We start from the raw sequence: 19,006 nt of genomic DNA on the forward strand, positions 1-19,006 counted from the left end.
CGCGCGGGCAGGTGAGGGCTCCGCGTGACCACCGTCACAGCCCCGCGCGCCTCCTGGGCTGGCACGATGCCGATATGGGTGCCCACGGAAGCAATGACACGCACGCCTACGCCTGGGGTACCGGCACCGGGCTCGACCGCATACGTCTGCTCGCCGAGGAGCTGGACCACGCCCCGCACGTCCCGTACACGCAGTTCGGGCTGCGGATCACCCGGGCCGGCAAGGGGATCGTGGAGCTGTCCTGGACGCCCGGCGAGACCCTGCTCAACCGTGGCCGCGTCGTGCACGGCGGCTTCATCGCCACCACTCTCGACGAGACCTGCGGCGTGGCCGTGATGTCGGGCAGCGAGCCGCTCACGCCGTACCTCACGATGAGTCTGAACGTCGAGTACCTGCGCCCTGTCCGGGCGGGCGCCACCTACACGGTGATCGGGCGCGTGCTCAAGCCGGGCCGGGTCCGGACGCTGGTCCGCGCGACCGTCGAGGACGACACGGGCAGGCTGTGCGCGGAGGGCACCGCCGCGATGACCCCCAACCACGCGCTGCTTGAGCGGTCTGGACACGGGTCGACGGGGACCGTAGCTTGACGGTTGCTCCAGCGCCACACCCGCTCCAGCACCACGACTGCCCCGGCACCACATCTGCTCCGGCACCACGTCTGCTCTGACCTCGCGCCTGTTCCGGCACCGCGTCCGTCGCACCTGTCGCCCCCACCGACAAGGGAGTTGCCGCGTGATCCGTCGCCACCCCAAAGGTATGCCGCCCGGCCTCTCCTACCCGGAGGCCTGCGTCGCCGACATCCTCGCCGGCTCCGCCAGACGCTTCCCGGACCGTGTCGCGTTACGCGACGGCGACCAGACGCTGACGTTCGCGCAACTCCACGACCAGGCGCTCCGCTTCGCGCGAGGACTGCGCGAGCACGGGATCTCCGAGGGCGACGTCGTGGCGCTGAATCAGCCCAACTCCCTCTGGTTCCCTGTGACTTACTACGGGACCCTTCTGGCTGGCGCGGTCGTGGCGCCCGTGAACCCGACGCTTCCTCCCGCCGCCCTGCGCACGCAGCTGGACGAGGCGGGAGCACGGGCCGCGGTGACGCACCCCGCCACGGCCTCCGCGCTCCGCGAGGCAGGAGCCGACGGACTCCAACTCGTCGTCCTCGTACCGCCGTCGGACGCCGCGCCCGGCGATCCCGCTCCCGTCGGCGGCACCGTTCCACTCACCACACTCCTGGCGTCCGCCCCCGAGCCAGGCCCACGGATTTCACCCGACGCCGTCGCCCATCTCTCGTTCACCGGCGGAACGACGGGCAGGTCCAAGGCAGTTGAGGTGCGACACCGTCATGTCGTCGCGAACTGCCTGCAGTTCACCTGCTGGCGTGCCGCCGCACTGCCCGCGGTGGACTCCGACGGGGGCGTCTTCCTCGATCCGGTGCCCGGGGCGGCCAACGAGTACACCACCGCGCCGGGCGAGGGAGCGTCCATAGCCGTGGCGCCGTTCTTCCACGCCATGGGCCTGGTCGGGCTGTCCATCGGCGTACTCGCCGGGTCGATGGTCGTGCTGCACGGGCGGTTCGACCCCGAGCGTTTCCTCGACCAGGCCGAGAAGTTCGCGGCCACGCAGATCGCCGGGTCCCCCGCGCTGTTCCACGCCCTGCTCGCCGCCCCCTCCGCGCAAGGCCGTTCCCTGCGCACGGTCCGCGCGGTCAACTCGGGCGCCGCGCCCATCGACACGACGACGCTCCGGGCGCTGCGCACGCTGTTCCCGCGAGCATGTGTCGTCGAGGGGTACGGGCTGACGGAGGCCACGATGGCGCTCACGTCAGGGATCGTCGACCCCGACGACCTCGTCCCGGTCGGCTCCGTCGGCCTGCCGGTCTTCGACACCGAGGTCGAGATCCGTGACCTCACGGACGCCTCCCTGTGCGTGCCGGACGGCGAGACGGGCGAGCTGTGGGCGCGCGGCCCGCAGATCGCTGCGGGCTATCACGGGCACCCGGAACTGACGGCGGAGCAGTTCACCGACGGCTGGCTGCGCACCGGTGACCTGGCCCGATGCGACGAACGCGGTCATCTCTACATCGTTGGCCGCGCCAAGGACATGCTCATCTACAAGGGTTACAACATCTATCCGGGTCAGTTGGAGGAGATCATCAGCGGTCATCCGGCCGTCGCGCAGGTGTCCGTGATCGGCGTCCCGTCGGCGGACGCGGGCGAGATCCCGGTGGCGTACGTCGTGGCCCGGCCCGACGCCTCGCCGGCGGCCGGTCCCGCGCTCGGGGAGGAGCTGATGACGCATGTGTCCGCCCGCGTCGCGCCGTACCAGCGCGTGCGGGAGGTCCGGTTCCTGGAGGCGCTGCCGACCTCGGCGGCCGGGAAGGTGCTCAAGGGGGAGCTCCGACGGGCGTACAGGCCGTAGCCCCGGGGGCATAGCGGCCGTCAGCTTAACGGGTGTTTAGTTCGCCCCGGACGACCCACTCGCGTGGGCGACCCCGCACCGGCCGTCGGCGCAGCTCTTCCGTCCCTGGTCCGCATGGCCTGCGGCGTCCCGGGCAGGCGACCACCGTACGTGCAGACCCCCTCACCCGATCGGGCTAACCCGAGATGTCGTGGAGCCGATCCGCACGCACGTTTGGAACGTAGAGCCCGTGGGGTCGGTACCCGTCGGCAACCGCGCCGACGACCGGACGGGCGCCGGGGAGGTGCGTCAATGCCCGAGATATCCGTGGACGTCCACATCGGCCGATCCGTCACAGAGGTGTACGACTTCCTGTCCGACGCACGCAATCTTGAACTCTGGTTCTCCGGGGTCGACACCGTCGCCGAGAGCCAAGGGCCCGTCGGACCCGGTGTGGCCCATGCGTACCGCTTTCCCGGACGCCATCGTGACCATCTGATCCAGTGCGTGGCGTACGTGCCCGGGGAGCACCTCGTCTTCCGCGGCGACCGCATGTGGAACCCGCTCGGCGCCCAGACGCCGGTCTACTCGTTCACGCTCTCCCCGCGCCGCCGCGGCACGCTCCTGCGCCTGACCGTCCAGTGCCGTCTCGTGGGTGCCCTGGCGCTGCTCGCGCCGGTGGTCTCGATGGCCTGGCGGCGCGATCTGCCGAGGGACGTCCGCCGGCTCGGCGAGCGCCTCGGCGCCCCGCACTGCCACGTCATAGACGCCCCGCGCCGAATACGCCTGCCCGTGCCGCCGCTCACCGCGGCCCCGCCGACCCCAAAGCCCGGCCCCGCATGGCCGGCCGTTCCGCCCGCTCCCGCCCTCGCACCGGCCGTCCCTCCCAGCCCGCAGGTCCGCCCCGAGCCACGGCCCGCCGCGGTCCCGGCCGCCCAGGAGCGCGCGACGCGCCCCGCGGCCTGATCTCCGCCGTACGCTCACGGCGCCGCGAACCCGCCCCGCGCGCATGGGAAAACCCCGTGCGCCCGGGGCGATGCGGGCAGTAGCGTCGGCGTCCATGACTTCTCCTGGCACACGACGCGTACGACCGCCGTACGACGCGGACGAGCGCACGCAGTTGGTCGGCTGGCTGGACATGCAGCGCGCCGTCGTCGAGTGGAAGTGCGAGGGCGTCTCCGAGGAGGACGCCCATCGCTCCGTCCTCCCCGACTCCCCCGCGATGACGCTCGCGGGGGTCGTGTCGCATCTGCGGTGGGTCGAGCACTGCTGGTTCGAGGTCGTTTTCCTCGGCGGCCCGGCCACCGGCCCCCAGTTCGACGACGGCCCCGAGGACGCCGACATGCTCGTCGACGGCGTTCCCCTCAAGCAGCTCCTCGACGAGTACGGGAGCCAGTACGCGCGGTCGAACGAGATCACCGCCGCGCACCCCCTCGACCGGGCGGGCCGGCACCCCGACTTCCGCGACGGCTCCGCGAACCTCCGCTGGATCCTGCTGCACATGATCGAGGAGACGGCCCGGCACGTCGGTCACCTGGACACGATCCGCGAACTCCTGGACGGCGAGAAGGGTTATTACTAAGGGCTGTTGCTGACGGGGACCGGTGGCGGGCCTCATGGGGCACCAGCCGCTATGGGCCGCCGCCACCCGACCTGCCAGACTGTCGCCATGCCCAGTCCGGCCCGGACGTCCGCCACAGGCGAGGGTCTTCGCGCGAGGCGCCGCCGCGAGACCGAGCACACGATCCACGCCTCGGCGGTGCGGCTCGTGGAGACCCACGGTCCGGCCGGGGTCACGGTCGACATGATCAGTGCCGCCGCCGGGATCTCCCAGCGCACGTTCTTCAACTACTTCCCGAGCAAGGAATCGGCGCTCACCAGCAGCCCGCGCCCGCTGCCGGACACGCTCCGCCGGCGGCTCACGCACGGTGACCCGGAGCCCCGGGCCACGCTCGCCGAACTAGTCGACGTACTGGCCGAACACATCACGGACAGCGTCGTGCCCGACCGCGAACTGGTCCGGGCCACCTTCCGGATTGCCGAACGGCACCCCGAGCTGCGGGCCGCGCTCCACGCCGGGTTCGACGCCTTCGAGGAACAGGTGCGGGAGGCGGTGGCCGAGCGGATCGCCGCGCCGCCCGGCGATCCTCAGCCCCGGCTGCTCACCGGCATCGCCCTCTCCGTGGCCCGCACCGCCCTGGAGCAGTGGTCACTCGGCACCGACGAAGACCACGCCTCCCCCGAACCGGACCTGCGCCGGTGCGTGGAGCTGCTGCACACGCTCATGCCCCGCGCCTGAGGGACCCTCGCCCGGACCGTCGAGAACGTCTCGCCCCGTCGCCCGTACGGCCCCCTCCCGGTCGCGCGCCGCCCGTGATCATGTGTTCGCTTGGTCAAGACGATCATGTGTCGGCCTGATCGAAGCGTCGGACGGAGTGGGAAGTTCCTCATGGAGACACCGCGTGCGCCCTACAGCCAGAACCCCGGCTACGGGCAGGATTCCCAGCAGCTCTACGGTCCCGACCCGACGCACCCCGAGTACACCGGCTACCCGCCCTACGGGTCGCCCCTCGACGGCCCGGCGGCACAGCGCCCGCAGTCCCGCGTCGACGCCCGCCGGATCTGGTCCGGCGGCGTGATGACCGCGATCGTCGCCGCGCTGACCGCCGTGGCCGGGGTGCTCCTCGTCCGTGGGGTGCTCGGTATCTCCGTGTTCGCGCCGGAGGGCGAGGGCGCGATGGGTGACGCGTCGACCGGCCTGCTGGCCGGTGGCTCCGCCGCCGCGGCCCTCGCCGCGACGCTGCTCCTGTACCTCCTGTGCCTCGGCACCCCGCAGCCCGGCCGGTTCTTCGCCTGGATCGTCAGCCTGGCCACGTTCGTCGTGGTCCTGCAGCCCTTCACGACCTCGGCCGACGTCGTGACGAAGATCGGCACCGCCGCCGTCTTCGCGGCCGTCGGGCTCAGCATCGGGATGCTGCTCACCCCGGTGGCCCGTGGCGCGGTACGCGGCCGCTGACCTGGGGTTACGCGCCCCGCTGCCGGGCGCCGGAAGTGCCGTCGCTACGGTTGCGGCATGGAACTCATAGGTGAGATGACCGCCGGCCGCCCCCTTCTCGTCCTGGCCGTGAAGGAAGAGGCGCAGTTCCTCGACACGGACCTCCCCGTGCTGCTCACCGGCATGGGCAAGGTCAACGCGGCGACCGCGCTCGCCACTGTCCTGGCCCGGGGCCCGCGCCCCTCGGGCATCGTGAACCTGGGGACGGCCGGGGCGCTGCGCCCCGGCTGGACCGGCACCCACGTCATCGGTTCGGTGCTCCAGCACGACCTCGACGACGCGGTGCTCGCGTCGCTGACCGGCGAGACCTACGGTCCGCCCATCGAGCTGCCCGACCACGACGGCCCCGCCCTCGCGACCGGCGACTCCTTCGTCTCCGACGAGGCGGCCCGCGCGCGCCTCGCCGAGCTCGCGCCGCTCGTCGACATGGAGGGCTACGCGCTCGCCTCCGCCGCCCAGCAGGCCCGCGTACCGCTGCGCATCGTCAAGCACGTCAGCGACGAAGCGGGCGACGGCGCGGCCCGGACGTGGCGCGAGTCGGTCGCCGACTGCGCCCGCGTGCTGGCCGACTGGGCCGCGCGGAACATCCCTGAGCACGGCTCACCGGCGCGGAACATCCCGGCGTAAGCCTGACCGGCGCCGGACGGAACGTCCCGGCGTACGGCTGACCGGGGCGGCGCGGAACGTCCGGCGTACGGCTGACCGGCGTCGGGGCCCTCCCCCGGCCTGGCGCAGGGCCCTCCCCCGCCTCGAAACGCGCAGTGGCCGCGGTGAGATGATCGCGGCCCCTGCCCCCGCGCCCGACGGACGACTCTCCCGCAGACACCGCCGTGCGCCCACCGACCGAGACGAGCACGCTTTGGGAACGCGGCCGACGGCCCCGGCCACCCGCACCGACGCCACCCGCGCTGACGCCACCACCGCCGACATCCGCCCACCCCGGACGTTCTGGCCCCCGCTGTCCGCCGCCCTGCGTCGCACACCCGTGTCGATGTGGCGCGACGACGTGTCCGACTGGGCGGCTGCACTGACGTACTACGCGATCCTCGCCCTGCTGCCCGCGCTCCTCGTGATGGTCTCGCTCATCGGCCTGGTCAGCCCGGCCACGACGGACGCGGTGATCGCACACGTGACGGCGTGGGCGCCCGCCGAGTCGGGTCCCGCCCTGCACGAACTCCTGCGCCACATGGCGCACGAACGGTCCGCGGCGCTCACCGTCACGATCGGCGGGGCCGTCAGCGCCCTGTGGTCGGCGTCCAGTTACTCGGCCGTGTTCCGCAGAGCCCTGCACGCGATGCACGGCGTGCGCGACACCCGGCCGGTGTGGCGCAAGGCCCACCGCATCGTGCTGACCGCGTGCACACTGCTCACGCTCCTCATGACCAGCGCCCTCGTCCTCGTGCTGAGCGGCTCCCTCGCGCAGTCGCTCGGACGCCGGCTCGGTCTCGGGGACGCGGGCGCCGCCGCCTGGAACCTCCTGAAGTGGCCCGCGCTGCTGTGTCTGGTGGCGCTGCTCGTGCTGGTCCTCTTCCGCTCGGGACCGCCCGCCGCCCGAGGGTGGCGGCACGGCGTACCGGGCGGTGTCCTCGCCTCGTTCATCTGGCTCGTCGCCTCGGCCGGCTTCACGCTGTACGCGTCCCAACTCGGCACCTACAGCAGGCTGTACGGCTCCCTGGCGGGCGTCGTCGTGTTCCTCGTGTGGCTGTGGGTGTCGAATCTGGCGCTGCTGGCCGGTGCCCAGTTCGCCGTCGAACTGGACCGGGCCGCGCCCCTCCCCGCACGGGTCAGCGCCTGCGACGCAGCGCCTGTGGGGTGAGGTCGGCGAGCGCCGGGTAACCGTCGACGGCCATGATCAGGTCGGTCTCGGCCAGCAGGGACCGGAGTACGTGGACGATGCCGTCGACGCCGCCGAGGGCGAGGCCGTAGGCGTACGGGCGGCCGATGCCGACGGCCGTGGCGCCGAGGGCCAGCGCCTTCACGGCGTCGGCCCCGGACCGTACGCCCGAGTCGAAGAGGACGGGCAGACCGTCGGCGGCCTCGACCACGTCCGGCAGGGCGTCGAGCGCGGCGAGTCCGCCGTTGGCCTGCCGGCCGCCGTGGTTGGAGCAGTAGATCCCGTCGACGCCGCCGTCCTTGGCACGGCGTACGTCCTCCGGGTGGCACAGGCCCTTCACGATGAGCGGCAGGCTGGTGAGTGACCGCAGCCAGGGGAGGTCGTCCCACGTCAGCGGGTTGCCGAAGACGCTCGCGAACTGCATGACGACGGCCTGTGTGTCGTCGGCGCGGCCCTCGGGGAGCCGGGAGCGGAAGACCGGGTCGGAGGTGTAGTTGCTGAGGCAGTGGCCGCGCAGCTGGGGGAAGTTGCCGGTGGACAGGTCGCGGGGGCGCCAGCCGGTGACCCAGGTGTCGAGGGTGACGACGATGCCCTTGAAGCCGGCGGCCTCGGCCCGGCGGACGAGGCTCTCGGCGAGGTCGCGGTCGGTCGGCGTGTAGAGCTGGAAGAAACCGGGCGTCTCCCCGAACTCCTTGGCGACGTCCTCCATCGGGTCGGCGGACAGCGTCGAGGCCACCATCGGAACTCCCGTACGGGCGGCGGCCCGTGCGGTCGCGAGGTCCCCGTGCCCGTCCTGCCCGCAGAGCCCGATCACGCCGATGGGACACATGAACAGGGGGCTCGCGAGCTTGAGCCCGAAGAGGTCGACGGCCAGGTCCCGCTGCGCCGCCCCGACGAACATGCGCGGCACGAGCCCCCACTGCTCGAACGCGGAGACGTTGGCCCGCTGCGTGAACTCGTCGCCCGCACCGCCCGCGACGTACGACCACACGGACGGCGAGAGCGCGGCACTCGCCCGCTGCTCCAACTCCGCGAAGGACATGGGCAGTTCGGGAACGACGCCCCCGAGCGCGTTGAAGTAGATCTCGTGCTGGTAGTCACCGAACTGCTGCGCCATCCCGCCCACCCTCCTGGTCGACCGTCACCGCGTCCGGGCGGCGGTGATCAGACACTAGTGCGCGAGCGGCGGGCCCGCGTCACCGGTCGGGGTCGGACAGCAGGTCCACCAGGAAGAGCGTGAGGGAGCGTTCGAGCGTGGCGGCGGGTCCGGTCTCGTCGATACAGCCGGGGAGCTGCCCGACGCCCTCCGCCAGCAGGTCGTGGGCCTGCAAGGAGAGCAGTTCGAGGAGTATCGCCTCGCGCGACTCGAAGTAGCGCAGCACGTTCGACTTCGCGAGGCCGACCCGGCGGCTGAGCTCGTTGAGGCTGAGTGCCGAGACCGGCATCTCGCTCAGCATCGTCGCCGCGGTCGCGAGGATGCTCTGCCGCCGGGCTTCGCGCCCCGTGACGAGGCCGCACACTCAGACCGCCTAGGCGACATCTGCCCGAACGCCCGGACCGGTGAGGTCGTTTCGTCTCACCGGTCCGGGGGCTCGGGGGCCGAGGGGTTCAGACGTCGACGGACACGTACTCCTTGCCCTTGTCGTTCTCGATCACGACCTTCGCCACGTCGTCCATGGGGACGGCCGCCGAGCCGTCGAGATTGGCGCCCTTCTTCTCGTCGGCGACGAGCCAACTGCCCGCGATCTCGCGGCTGCCGTCCTTCGCGACGACCACCACGCGGCAGCGCTCGCCCGCCGGGATGCCCATCACCGAGGCGTTGAGGCGGATCCAGTCGGCGGCCGGGGTCACCCGGAGCCTCATCTCGGTGCCGGTCGAGGCACTGCGGCCCTCCAGGACCTTCACGCCCGCCGGCTGCGACGCCGGTGGCACGGGCGCCGTGGCCGAGGGGGCCGGGGGGCCCGCCACCGGGGCGCGTTCGCCGGTGTTCTGGCCGATCAGGACGCCGCCGCCGAGGAGTGCTGCCGCCGCGACGGCCGCGACGGCGGCGAGGACCGCTCTGCGCCGCAGCGTCTGCCCGGCGCGTTCGCTGCGGACCTGCCTCAGCGTGCGCTGAAGCAGCAGGTCACCGCCTTCCGGGGGTCCGTCGAGGAACGCCTCCGGGGGCACTTCGCCGAGCGCGGACTCCATCTCCCGCAGCCCGTCCAGTTCGTCGCGGCACTTCTGGCACGACACCACATGTACGTCGACGGTTCGCACCTCCTGCTCATCGAGCGCGCCGAGGGCATAGGCGCCGAGCAGTTCGCTGTCGTGTTCCTTGGTGCTCATACCGCCACCCCCTTCAACGCCACGAGTTTCACTGAATTCGGTCTGTCCGCATACATGTCCCGCAGGGCCTTCAACGCATAGTGTGACCGGGACTTGACCGTCCCGGGTGGTATCCCGAGCTTCTTCGCCGCCTCGGCGACGCTTCTGCCCTGGAAGTAGATCTCCACGAGCACGTCCCGGTGGTCCGGGGAGAGCTGGTCGAGCGCCTCCATGACGACCATCGAGTCGACCACCGCGTCCGCGTGGTCCCGCTCGACGGGCTGGGTGGTCACCGACTCTGCGACCTCCGTGGGCCGCGCCGCCTTGGCCCGGTACCGGTCCGTGATGATGTTGCGGGCCACGGTGAGCAGCCAACCGCGTACCGAGCCCTTGCCGTTGACCAGGGCGTCCGGATGTTTCCAGGCGCGGATCAGGGTTTCCTGGACGACGTCCTCGGCGGCGCTGCGGTCGCCGGTCAGGCGCTGTGCGTACGCGAGCAGGGCTCTGCCGTGTTCCTCGTACAGGGACCGGATCAGTGCCTCGTCACCGGTGTCCTGTCTCTGCCGACTGCGTGACCACAATGCCGCCATTCATTTTCTCCGTCCTCTCCTGGGCCGACGCGCTGGACACGGATGGCGGGCCGGACCGGTTCAATGCCTGGGCCGATCTGTGCCGAATCACCATTACGGTCAGCGGGACTTGCACTGCCGGCCCTCGTTGACGCAGCGCACCAGCTCCGCCATGCGGTCCTTGGTCATCACGTTCACGAACATCGCGTGATCGGTGATGGGATCGCGCAGTTGCTCCGGGAACGAGTCGACGGCGAACGCCGTACCCTCCGGGAGCTCGTAGGTGAGGGTGAGGCGCAGTTGCGGCACGGGGAACGTGGCCCGTGGGCAGGTGCCGTCGGCGGCGGGGAACTGTACGTGGCCGCGGTGGTCGGGGCTGTCGGTGGCGAGGCCGTTCCAGCAGCTCGGGAAGTCCAGGGTGCGGGTCGGTCCACTGCCCTGCGGGCAGCGCACGTAGTTCCGGGAGAAGCGGTCCGGGTAGCCGGAACAGCCCCACTGGGCACGGACGTTGGTGCTCTGCGTGGTGGCCCCGACCGCGTCGCCCGTGACCAGCCGCAGGAAGCGGGGCATGGCGACGACCGAGCTGGCCGGGTTGCCGCGGTACTCCACCCGCACCGAGGACGCGGTGACGGCCTCGCCGGTGTTGCCGTGGGCGCCGAGCCCGGCCTTGTGGGCCTCGCCGGTGCGGTCGAGGCGGCGCAGCACCGGCCAGTAGTACGTGGACCGGTCGCCGCCCGCGCAGGTGGTCCCGGCGGCGGCCAGACTCCGGTCGGTGGACAGGGCGTTGGTGGAGAGATTGCCGACGTAGTCGTGGGTGTGGTGGGCGCCGTTCACGATGCCCGGGGAGATCACCACGTTGTCCATGTTGTAGTGGCCCTCTTCGTTGCGGCCACATTCGACGGTGTACGAGCCGGTGGACGCGTCAGGTCCGGCAACGGGCTTCTGGGCCTGCGCGACGGTCCCGATGTCCACGTACTTGCTGTCGGCGGGCGCGTTGGACACCGTGACGGCCCCGTCGGCGACGAACGTCATGACACCGAGGAACGCGACCAGCCCGAGGAATACGGGCCAAATGCCCCAGAACAGCCGGGACTTGAAGGAGGGCAGCTTGATCCACACGGAAGCAGAGTGGCACCGGGGGCCCGGTCAGGCAAGATTGCCCGCAAGCCACCCACTGAACCTCCATCAACTCCCGCCCGCTGAACGTCACATGAACAACTGCCCCCGTACGGCGCCGTCGGGGAACCCACGGGTGTACACGTTCGAGTAGAAGCTGGTCGGGCTCCCCTTGAGGCGTGCGATCAGCTCGGCGTCGGGGGTGCTGACGCTGCCCGAGATCGCGAAGACGTTCTTCGGCACGGGAGAGACGAACAGCGTGAGCCGTACGTCGCCGCTCTCGCCGAGCACCCCCTCGTGGATCTGTCCGGCCAGCGGCGCCCCGATGTTCACCCAGGCCATGGAGTAGTCGACACGGTCCGGCCTCGGGTGCAGGAAGGTGGTGCTGTGGCCGTCGGGGTCGCCCGCCGTGCCGGGGCCGCCCGTCGGGACCTCCTGTCCGCCGTCCGCGAGCGCGCGCAACCTGCCGCCCCTGATGATGCTGAGCGGGTTCACCGGCTTGTCCAGGAGCCGGAGTTGTCCGCGTACCGCGCCACCGGGGAACTTCTTGGAGTGCAGGTCGATGTAGAAGCCTCCGGGGTCGGTGCGCAGTCGTCGGGCGAGCGAGGCGGAGGACATCGAGGTCTGGCCGGCGGCGGAGTTCACCGAGGCGGGCATGGTCGTGCCGAACAGCTCGGCCTTCACCCCGCCGTCGCTGCCGGCCCGGCCCTCGTGGAGGTGGCCGCGTGTCGGCCTGCCGATGCCGTTCCAGGTGAGGGCGAAGGTGACCCGGTCGCCCTTGACCTTGATGAGCGCGACGGCCTTGCCGTCCTTGTCGCCCGCCGCGGGCCCCTTCTTCTTCCGCGCTCCCTGGTCGCCGGTGAGCGTGGCGATCAGGGAGACGGCCGGTGCCCGCGCCGCTTCGGCGGCGGCCGTCGAGACCCGGGCGCCGGGGCCGTCCTCGGCCGACGCCGGGGCCGTACCGGCGAAGCCGGTGAGACCGGCGACGAGCACGGCGACGCCCGCCGCGACAGTGAGCCTGCGCATGTCTTTCGTCCTTCCGGGAGTTGGGCTTCGAGGGCCCTTCGCGTCGACCAACGGACGGACTGCCCGAACGGTTCAACGCCGTTCGGGATCACGGGCGTTGGCGGATGGGGCTGAACCCGTGGGGCGGGCGGCACGTGTGGGCCACGGGGAAATCGCCCCGCCGCTTTTCACGACGTACGAGAGAGGTCGTCACCATGCACGCACGCAAGGCGCTGTTCGCCATCCCGCTGGCCCTGGGACTTGTCGCCTGCGGTACCGGGAGCGACGACGGCACCGGCAGCGGCACCGCACGCCACAAGGCGCCGCGCAAGGCCGCGTCCGGAACCCAGGTCACCGTGGCGGATGTCGGGCTCGGCTCCATCCTGGTCGACGGCCAGGGCCGCACCCTGTACGCCTTCACCAAGGACAAGGAGGCCACCAGCAACTGCGACGCGGAGTGCATCGCCGTATGGCCCGCGCTGACCAGCCCCTCCCCCGCCGCCGCGGGCAAGGGCGTCGAGAAGTCGCTGCTGCGCGAGGCGAAGCAGTCGGGGGGTGCCGTGCAGGTCACGTACGGGGACTGGCCGCTGTACTACTACGTCGGTGACATGGCGCCCGGTGACGTCAACGGGCAGGGCCTGGACGGCGAGTGGTTCGCCGTGTCGCCCGACGGAAAGCTCGTCCGCAGGTCCGCGTGAGCCTGGGGGCTGTCCTGTACGCCCTTGATCCGGCGGGCCGTTGAACCGTTCCGCGTCCACGGTCGTGTGGAGCGGGGCGGGACGTGCCCGCCGGACGACGCGTACGAGGGAGGAGCCTTGGCCGAGATCGAGATGCCGGGCGATGAGGTGCAACGTCTCGGTGAACTGCTGGGCCGGGTGGTGGAGCTCATCGACACCCGGCCGTCGGGCTACAACCCCGCGGACGTCGGCCCGCCACTCGTGCGCGCCGGCACCGACTTCGACGACGCGTGGAAGGACGGGCGCGTGCAGGTCAAGCGGAACACCAAGGACCTCAAGGACGGCTGCGACGCCATCGTGAAGGCCTTCGCCGAATTCGACACCAAGATGGGCTCCTCGCTGAAGGAGAGCGGCAGCCCGAGCGGTGGCGGCGACGCGACACCCGCCGGGGGCGGCCCCCGGCCGCACTCCTAGGAGCTCCCCCCAATCCGCCTGGCCCGACACGGGCCCGGCCCGGAACGAACTGAGGAGAACGGTCCCATGACCACTGGTTCGCACACCTTCGGGATCGCCATCCCGGAGGACTGGACGGAGTACGACCTGCACGGCGACACGCTCGCCGAGCGCCGCGCCGAGATGCTGCGGCACGCTCCGCAGAAGGAGACCCGGGACGCCATCAACCACACGTTCCGCAGCGCGCGGCGCATCATGGAGGGCGCCCGGATGCGCGGCGCCGTCTATGCGGCGGGCACCACGGCCATGTACGAGGACGGCCTGCTGATGGCCGGGCTGATGATTTTCAGCGTGAAGCCGCCGCCCGGTGAGGACTTCTCCGCGAAGGGTCTCGCCGGGCAGTTCTCGGCCGCCGGGGGCCGCCGCCGCGAGGGCACCGACCGGACCCTCACGACGGTGACGCTGCCGGGTGTCGGTCCGGTCGGCCGGATGTCCGGCATCGAGGAGACGGAGATCTCCGACGGCGTCTCGTACAAGACGGTGGTGACGCACACGTTCGTGCCGGTGCCCGGTGGTGAGCGGGTCCTGATCATCACCTGCTTCAGCCCGAACATCCCGCTCGCCGAGCCCCTGTGCGACCTCTTCGACGCCATCACCTCGACGTTCGCCTTCGGCGAGGAGGCTCCGGTGGCCGCCGGCGCGGCGGCCACCTGACCGGCGCCGGCCTCGCGAAGGGCCCGGCCGTTCCTGGAAGGAACGGCCGGGCCCTCTTCATGTGCCCCGTGCCGTCGGTGTCAGTCCGCCGTCGTCGCGGGGACGCGGACCGTGGTGAAGCGGCCGTCGCCGAGCTGCAGATGGGCGCGGCCGGGTTCGCTGTCCTGGCCCATCAGGCCGCGTGGCAGACGCGCGCCGACGAGTTCGCCGTCGCCCATCAGGCGGGGCGCGAGCAGGGCGCCGCAGCGGTTACGGCGTACGGCGGCCTGCCAGCCGCCGATGCCGCCGAGCAGCGCCTCGTTGTTGCCGGCCACGATCAGGCCCCAGCCGTCCCCGGCGCTGCCGCGGGCGAGCGCGACGAAGTCGGTGTCGAGCTCGGAGTTGATCATCATCTCGGCGTCGTCGACGAGGATGGCTCCGGCCGGGCTGTCGACCTTGCCGAGTGCGGCACGGAAGTCGGCGACCGCGACATCGGCGTCGGTGAAGACCTCTACGACGCCGGGCTGTCCGGCGAGGCCGCGCAGCGGCGAATTGCGCGGTGCGATCACCACGATCTTCGTGCCGGACGCGGTCAGGGACTTCGCCATGGTGAGCAGCACCGTGCTCCGCCCGGACCGCGGCGGACCGGCGACCACGAAGGACGGCACCTGTGACAAGTCGGTGCCTACGGCGGCGAGTTCGTCGCCGCCGACGCCGATCATCGCCCACAGCGGGGAGGTGCTTTGCGGCCTGCGGGCGAGGGCATCGGCGAAGTCCAGCTCGTCGGGCAGGACGTCCACACGGAACGGCCTGCGCCCGGCGGGTACGTCGGCGTCGCGTTCCGTGACCCGTTCGGCGAGTGCGCCGAGTGCCCGGGCCTGGCCCGCGCCGGTGGCGTCAGTGCCGTCGGCGCCGGGGATCAGCGCGACCTGGGCGCTGTCGGTGTCCTTGGCGAGTACACCGCGGCCGGCCGGGAGCTCCTCGGGGACGTTGCGGACGTTGAGGCCCACCATGGAGTAGTCGGAGCGGTCGTTGAGGCGCAGGACCAGCTTGTCCTCCGTGGAGGCGGAGAACCGGCTCTGGCCGAGGATGCGGTCGCCGGACAGCACCAGGTGCACACCGACGCTCGCGCCCTCGCGCATCAGGAGGGTCATGGCGTCCATCAGGCTGCCCTGGTCGTAGTTGGCGAAGTCCCGCTCGAACGCCTCGAACCGGTCGACGAGCAGCAGGATGTGCGGGGGCCGCTCCTCCTCGGGCAGGACGCGGCGCAGCTCGGTGAGGTCGGCTACGCCCCGCCGGCCGAGGAGTTCGCGGCGCCGCCCGACCTCGGCGACCAGGCGGTTCAGCAGGCGAGCCACCCGCTCGACCTGGCTCCGGTCCACCACGGCACCGCAGTGCGGCAGCGCGCTGAGGGCCTGGAGGGCTCCGTTGCCGCAGTCGAGTCCGTACAGGTGGACGTCGGCGCAGCCGTGCGCTCCGGTGAGGGCGGCGGCGAGGGTGCGCAGCGTCTGGGACCGGCCGCTGCGCGGTGAGCCGACGATGTACAGATGACCCATCTCGTCCGGCCCGAAGGCGAGTTGACGCTGTGTCTGCTCGGTGGGCACGTCGACGAGGCCGTACGCCACCGGAGCGAGCCCGCCGTCCTCGGAGGCCTCGGGAGGCGTGGGCAGGTCGGTGAGGGTGAGGGTGTCGGGCAGCGGGGGCAGCCAGGGGCGGCGGGCAGGCGGTACGGAGAGCTGGGTGGCGGCGTCGCGTACCGCGTCGACGAGCACCGACAGGTCGGTGACCGGCTGGAAGGTGTCCTCCTGGGTGTCCGGCCTCGGCATCGGTGCGCCGAGTGCCTCCCAGTGGAGTTCGGTGAGCACCGGCGCGGGGCGGTCCTCGTCCGTGGCCGAGGCGTCGAGGCGGCGGCCGCCGATCCGGCCGGTCTGGAACGGGAGCAGCGCCGCGTGGCCGAGCCTGGCGTGGGCGCGGCCTGGGGTGCGGGGCGAGAGCTGCCCGGAGTCGGGTGCGTCGATGATGTCGCGGCTCTCGCCGGTGTCGGTGGTGCGCAGCGCGATCCGCAGGTTGGTGTTGGCGCGGATGTCGGCGGTGACGGCGCCGGAGGGCCGCTGGGTGGCGAGGATCAGGTGGATGCCGAGGGAGCGGCCCCGCTGGGCGATGTTGACGAGTCCGGAGACGAAGTCGGGGAGTTCGCGCACCATCGAGGCGAACTCGTCGATGACGAGGACGAGCCGGGCCATGGGGACGAGTTCGGGGCGGCGGGTGCGCTTGTCGGTGTAGTCGTCGATGTCCTTGGCCCCGGCCTCGGCGAGGATGTGCTCGCGTCGCTTGAGTTCGGCGCCGAGGGAGACCAGGGCCCGCCCCACGAGGTGGGTGTCCAGGTCGGTGACCATGCCGACGGTGTGCGGCAGGTCCTCGCACTCGGCGAAGGCGCTGCCGCCCTTGTAGTCGACGAGGACGAAGTTCAGCTCGTCGGGCCGGTTGGCGACGGCGAGGCTCGCCACGAGGGACTGGAGCAGTTCGGACTTGCCGGAGCCGGTGGTGCCGGCGATCAGGCCGTGCGGCCCGTCGGCGGCCAGGTCGACGGCGAACGGGCCGTCCACGCCCTCGCCGATCACGGCACGGGTGCTGCGGGCGGCGATCACCCAGCGCGCGGCGACGGCGTCGGGGGTTGGCGGTTCGAGGCCGAGTACGTCGAGGAGGCGGGCGGACGCGGGCAGCAGGTTCTCGTCGGCGTCGTCACCCACGTCGCGGATCGGGGCGAGCGCGCGGGCCACGCCCACGCACCAGGAGCGGGTCGGCGCGTCCATGCGGACCTCTTCGACGGGGTCGGCGTTGTCCTGCTCGGCGCGCAGCCACTTCGGCCCGGCCACGGCCACGGAGCGGCACTCCTCGGGCAGGAGCCGGGCCTCGTCGTCGACGCACAGCGCGTACACGCCGACGGCCGGTCCGTCGCGGAGGATCTGGATGACGCCGGGCAGGGAGCGCAGTCTGCGGGCGCCGTCGAGGACGACCAGGACGTCGGGTTCGCCGACGGCGCCGCCGCGCGGTGCCCGGTCGCCGGCCTTCTGCCGGGCGGCGATGACGGCGGTGAGTTCCGCGATGCGGCGGCCCACGGACTCGGCGCTCGCGCCTACGAGGGAGATGGTGTCCTCGCCGAGCGGCGCGCAGTGCGGCAGCCAGTGCACCCAGGACCAGCGGTCCGCGCCGCCGGTGCCGGAGAGTACACAGATCCGCAGGTCGGAGGGGCTGTGCAGGACGGCGGCCTGGGCGATCAGCCAGCGCACCAGCGGCTCGGCACTCTCGCCTCCGGCGACTCCCATGACGCCCGAGGAGCGCAGCGGCACGGTCACGGGCACGGAGTGCGTGGTGCGGTCGACCCTGCGGCGGTGTTCCGGCTCGGCCGGGTCCTGGAGCTCCACGTAGGCGGGCAGGTCGGCGACGCCGAGCCGCATCAGCAGGAAGTCGTCGTCGCGCCAGCGGCGCTCCCACAGGCGCTGGCGCGGGCCGGTGGCGATCAGGAGGGCCGATGCCGGGTCCGGGGCGGCGAGGCGCCGGGCGTGCTGTTCGGCGAGCACCGCCTCGTCCACGTCCTGTTCCAGAGCGGCCTTCTTCTTCTCGTACTCCTTGAGCTGGTCCTCGTAACTCTCCTTGCCCCGGCGCTTGTTGGAGAACTGGGAGACGAGGGCGACGACCGGGGAGAGGACGCCGAAGATCAGGAATCTGGGGTTGTTGAAGAGGATGAACGAGACGCTCGCCATCATCAACGGCGCGAAGATCATCATGAGTTGGAGCTTGTTGCGGGTGGGTTTGCCGGGTGGTACGGGGAGCTGGAAGCGGTTGTCGACCGGCGGGGGCAGCAGCCGGGGCGGCCGGTTGTAGTCGAGGCCCACGCCGTCGTCGGAGGGGTGGAGTGCGGCGTCGGGCACGGAGGGCGCGGCCAGTTCGAGCAGGGCCGGGCCGACGGTGAGGACGCCGCCGAGCGGCCAGTCCGTCCAGTCCCGCGTCTCGGTGCCGTCCCGTGTGACGCCGTCCTGGTCGACGGAGCGTACGGTCGCGGTGCCGTCGGCGCGCACCTTCAGGCGCGCCGCGGTCTTGGCGAGGCCTTCGGCGCGGAGCTGGATGCGGCAGGACGCGGCGGAGCCGATCTCGTAGTCGCCGGGCGACAGCCGGAACACCGCTCCGGCGTCGGCGCCGCCGATGCCGCGCAGCTCCACGACGCCGTCCGGCTCCGGGCCCGCCTCGGGTGCGGGAGCGTCCAGGGACAGCAGGCTGCCGGAGCGCAGGGCGGCGGTGGCCATCGGCTGGTCGGCGGGGAGCGGGGTGGCCCCGTGGTACAGGACGGGCGGTGTGTCCGGGGTGCCGCCGCGCAGCCGCCGGTGCAGTTGTGCGGCGAGTTCGCCCGCGGGGGCCTCGGGGTCGGCCTCGATCATGATGTCCGCGGTCTGACCCTGCTCCGGGTCGACGGCGGTGACGGTCAGACGCATCGTCAGTGCTCCTTGGGCACGGGGGTCACCGGGTTGTGCGGGACATCGGCCGGGCCGGGAAGGGGAGGGGCCGGCCCGGCCGATGTCCGGTTGGGGGGGTCACTTGCGGAGGCTCGAACCCATCTCGGTGTCGAACTGGGTCATGCCCTCGCCGTACTTCTTGATGTACTCGGAGATGCCGGTGAGGCCCTCGGTGACCTTGCCGTAGTTGTCCGTGTACTCCTGCACGAAGGGCTGGAAGTCGTTCTTCGCCGAGGGGGTGTTGTAGCCGTCGGCCGTGAGCGCGTCCAGGTCGGACTTGATCTTGTTGAGCTGGGCGACCGCGATCTCGTACTCGTTCATGGTCTGCGTGGCGGCGGCACCGGTCTTCTCGTCGTTGACGATGTAATCGGCCATCGGTATGTCTCCTGTTT

General features: G+C 71.9%; 18 protein-coding genes and 1 pseudogene. 11 read left to right on the top strand and 8 right to left on the bottom strand.

Annotated elements, in window-relative coordinates:
* Window positions 1-74 precede the first annotated feature (74 nt).
* The 8 genes from ABZ893_RS13990 (at window position 75) to ABZ893_RS14025 (ending at window position 7,265) form a co-directional block, all read left to right on the top strand.
* On the top strand, window positions 75-587 hold the full coding sequence (locus tag ABZ893_RS13990; protein ID WP_361401900.1) for a PaaI family thioesterase: 513 nt from the start codon (window positions 75-77) through the stop codon (window positions 585-587).
* A 145-nt stretch (window positions 588-732) separates the two neighbouring features.
* The gene (locus ABZ893_RS13995) at window positions 733-2,415 is read left to right on the top strand and encodes an AMP-binding protein (protein ID WP_361401902.1); all 1,683 of its coding nucleotides are present in this window, start codon (window positions 733-735) and stop codon (window positions 2,413-2,415) included.
* Between the two features lie 291 nt (window positions 2,416-2,706).
* Window positions 2,707-3,360 (top strand): SRPBCC family protein, encoded by a 654-nt coding sequence (locus ABZ893_RS14000; protein WP_361401905.1) that lies wholly within the window; start codon window positions 2,707-2,709, stop codon window positions 3,358-3,360.
* Between the two features lie 94 nt (window positions 3,361-3,454).
* Window positions 3,455-3,976 carry a DinB family protein gene (locus ABZ893_RS14005; RefSeq protein WP_361401908.1) on the top strand — a complete coding sequence of 174 codons (522 nt, stop codon included), beginning with the start codon at window positions 3,455-3,457 and terminating at the stop codon, window positions 3,974-3,976.
* Window positions 3,977-4,063: 87 nt separating this feature from the next.
* Window positions 4,064-4,693, top strand: a complete 630-nt coding sequence (locus tag ABZ893_RS14010; RefSeq protein WP_361401911.1) for a TetR family transcriptional regulator — start codon at window positions 4,064-4,066, stop codon at window positions 4,691-4,693.
* A 150-nt stretch (window positions 4,694-4,843) separates the two neighbouring features.
* Window positions 4,844-5,410 (top strand): DUF6069 family protein, encoded by a 567-nt coding sequence (locus ABZ893_RS14015; RefSeq protein ID WP_361401914.1) that lies wholly within the window; start codon window positions 4,844-4,846, stop codon window positions 5,408-5,410.
* Between the two features lie 57 nt (window positions 5,411-5,467).
* Window positions 5,468-6,076, top strand: a complete 609-nt coding sequence (locus ABZ893_RS14020; protein WP_361401917.1) for a nucleosidase — start codon at window positions 5,468-5,470, stop codon at window positions 6,074-6,076.
* Between the two features lie 301 nt (window positions 6,077-6,377).
* Window positions 6,378-7,265, top strand: a complete 888-nt coding sequence (locus ABZ893_RS14025; RefSeq protein ID WP_361402446.1) for a YihY/virulence factor BrkB family protein — start codon at window positions 6,378-6,380, stop codon at window positions 7,263-7,265.
* Here ABZ893_RS14025 and ABZ893_RS14030 read toward each other — a convergent pair.
* The 6 genes and pseudogenes from ABZ893_RS14030 to ABZ893_RS14055 all read right to left on the bottom strand — a co-directional run bounded on the left by ABZ893_RS14030 (window position 7,234) and on the right by ABZ893_RS14055 (window position 12,301).
* Window positions 7,234-8,400: an alpha-hydroxy-acid oxidizing protein gene (locus ABZ893_RS14030; RefSeq protein ID WP_361401920.1), complete on the bottom strand. Its 1,167-nt coding sequence runs from the start codon at window positions 8,398-8,400 to the stop codon at window positions 7,234-7,236. The genes ABZ893_RS14025 and ABZ893_RS14030 overlap by 32 nt on opposite strands.
* Before the next feature lie 217 nt (window positions 8,401-8,617).
* Window positions 8,618-8,803 (bottom strand): annotated as a pseudogene (locus ABZ893_RS14035) (helix-turn-helix domain-containing protein); the annotation flags it as partial.
* 88 nt (window positions 8,804-8,891) lie between these two features.
* Entirely contained in the window at window positions 8,892-9,611 is a 720-nt protein-coding gene (locus tag ABZ893_RS14040; RefSeq protein ID WP_361401922.1) for a zf-HC2 domain-containing protein, read from the bottom strand.
* A complete protein-coding gene (locus tag ABZ893_RS14045; RefSeq protein WP_361401925.1) occupies window positions 9,608-10,180 on the bottom strand; it encodes a sigma-70 family RNA polymerase sigma factor in 573 nt (190 codons plus the stop codon). The genes ABZ893_RS14040 and ABZ893_RS14045 overlap by 4 nt, the downstream gene beginning before the upstream one ends.
* Before the next feature lie 99 nt (window positions 10,181-10,279).
* Window positions 10,280-11,278, bottom strand: coding sequence for a DUF1996 domain-containing protein (locus tag ABZ893_RS14050; RefSeq protein WP_361401928.1), 999 nt, complete (start codon window positions 11,276-11,278; stop codon window positions 10,280-10,282).
* An 87-nt stretch (window positions 11,279-11,365) separates the two neighbouring features.
* Entirely contained in the window at window positions 11,366-12,301 is a 936-nt protein-coding gene (locus tag ABZ893_RS14055; RefSeq protein ID WP_361401931.1) for a CHRD domain-containing protein, read from the bottom strand.
* A gap of 194 nt (window positions 12,302-12,495) precedes the next feature.
* On the opposite strand from ABZ893_RS14055, the gene ABZ893_RS14060 reads away from it, so the two are divergent.
* From ABZ893_RS14060 to ABZ893_RS14070, 3 genes are all read left to right on the top strand, one after another.
* Window positions 12,496-12,978 (top strand): hypothetical protein, encoded by a 483-nt coding sequence (locus ABZ893_RS14060; protein WP_361401934.1) that lies wholly within the window; start codon window positions 12,496-12,498, stop codon window positions 12,976-12,978.
* Between the two features lie 117 nt (window positions 12,979-13,095).
* Window positions 13,096-13,431, top strand: coding sequence for a hypothetical protein (locus ABZ893_RS14065; RefSeq protein ID WP_361401937.1), 336 nt, complete (start codon window positions 13,096-13,098; stop codon window positions 13,429-13,431).
* A 66-nt stretch (window positions 13,432-13,497) separates the two neighbouring features.
* Complete coding sequence (locus ABZ893_RS14070) at window positions 13,498-14,124, top strand: hypothetical protein (protein WP_361401939.1); 627 nt, start codon at window positions 13,498-13,500, stop codon at window positions 14,122-14,124.
* A gap of 80 nt (window positions 14,125-14,204) precedes the next feature.
* On the opposite strand, the gene ABZ893_RS14075 is transcribed toward ABZ893_RS14070, so the two are convergent.
* Both ABZ893_RS14075 and ABZ893_RS14080 read right to left on the bottom strand, forming a co-directional pair.
* Window positions 14,205-18,593 (bottom strand): FtsK/SpoIIIE domain-containing protein, encoded by a 4,389-nt coding sequence (locus tag ABZ893_RS14075; protein WP_361401943.1) that lies wholly within the window; start codon window positions 18,591-18,593, stop codon window positions 14,205-14,207.
* Window positions 18,594-18,692: 99 nt separating this feature from the next.
* Window positions 18,693-18,989, bottom strand: coding sequence for a hypothetical protein (locus tag ABZ893_RS14080; protein WP_361401946.1), 297 nt, complete (start codon window positions 18,987-18,989; stop codon window positions 18,693-18,695).
* Between the last annotated feature and the right edge of the window lie 17 nt (window positions 18,990-19,006).

Origin of the sequence: Streptomyces sp. NPDC046821 (assembly GCF_040645335.1) — a bacterium.
GTDB lineage: Bacteria > Actinomycetota > Actinomycetes > Streptomycetales > Streptomycetaceae > Streptomyces.

Coding starts and splice junctions, on each gene's coding strand:
- ABZ893_RS13990 (WP_361401900.1), top strand. CDS start 75: ATGGGTGCCCACGGAAGCAATGACACGCACGCCTACGCCTGGGGTACC.
- ABZ893_RS14000 (WP_361401905.1), top strand. CDS start 2,707: ATGCCCGAGATATCCGTGGACGTCCACATCGGCCGATCCGTCACAGAG.
- ABZ893_RS14005 (WP_361401908.1), top strand. CDS start 3,455: ATGACTTCTCCTGGCACACGACGCGTACGACCGCCGTACGACGCGGAC.
- ABZ893_RS14010 (WP_361401911.1), top strand. CDS start 4,064: ATGCCCAGTCCGGCCCGGACGTCCGCCACAGGCGAGGGTCTTCGCGCG.
- ABZ893_RS14015 (WP_361401914.1), top strand. CDS start 4,844: ATGGAGACACCGCGTGCGCCCTACAGCCAGAACCCCGGCTACGGGCAG.
- ABZ893_RS14020 (WP_361401917.1), top strand. CDS start 5,468: ATGGAACTCATAGGTGAGATGACCGCCGGCCGCCCCCTTCTCGTCCTG.
- ABZ893_RS14030 (WP_361401920.1), bottom strand. CDS start 8,400: ATGGCGCAGCAGTTCGGTGACTACCAGCACGAGATCTACTTCAACGCG.
- ABZ893_RS14040 (WP_361401922.1), bottom strand. CDS start 9,611: ATGAGCACCAAGGAACACGACAGCGAACTGCTCGGCGCCTATGCCCTC.
- ABZ893_RS14045 (WP_361401925.1), bottom strand. CDS start 10,180: ATGGCGGCATTGTGGTCACGCAGTCGGCAGAGACAGGACACCGGTGAC.
- ABZ893_RS14055 (WP_361401931.1), bottom strand. CDS start 12,301: ATGCGCAGGCTCACTGTCGCGGCGGGCGTCGCCGTGCTCGTCGCCGGT.
- ABZ893_RS14060 (WP_361401934.1), top strand. CDS start 12,496: ATGCACGCACGCAAGGCGCTGTTCGCCATCCCGCTGGCCCTGGGACTT.
- ABZ893_RS14070 (WP_361401939.1), top strand. CDS start 13,498: ATGACCACTGGTTCGCACACCTTCGGGATCGCCATCCCGGAGGACTGG.
- ABZ893_RS14075 (WP_361401943.1), bottom strand. CDS start 18,593: ATGCGTCTGACCGTCACCGCCGTCGACCCGGAGCAGGGTCAGACCGCG.
- ABZ893_RS14080 (WP_361401946.1), bottom strand. CDS start 18,989: ATGGCCGATTACATCGTCAACGACGAGAAGACCGGTGCCGCCGCCACG.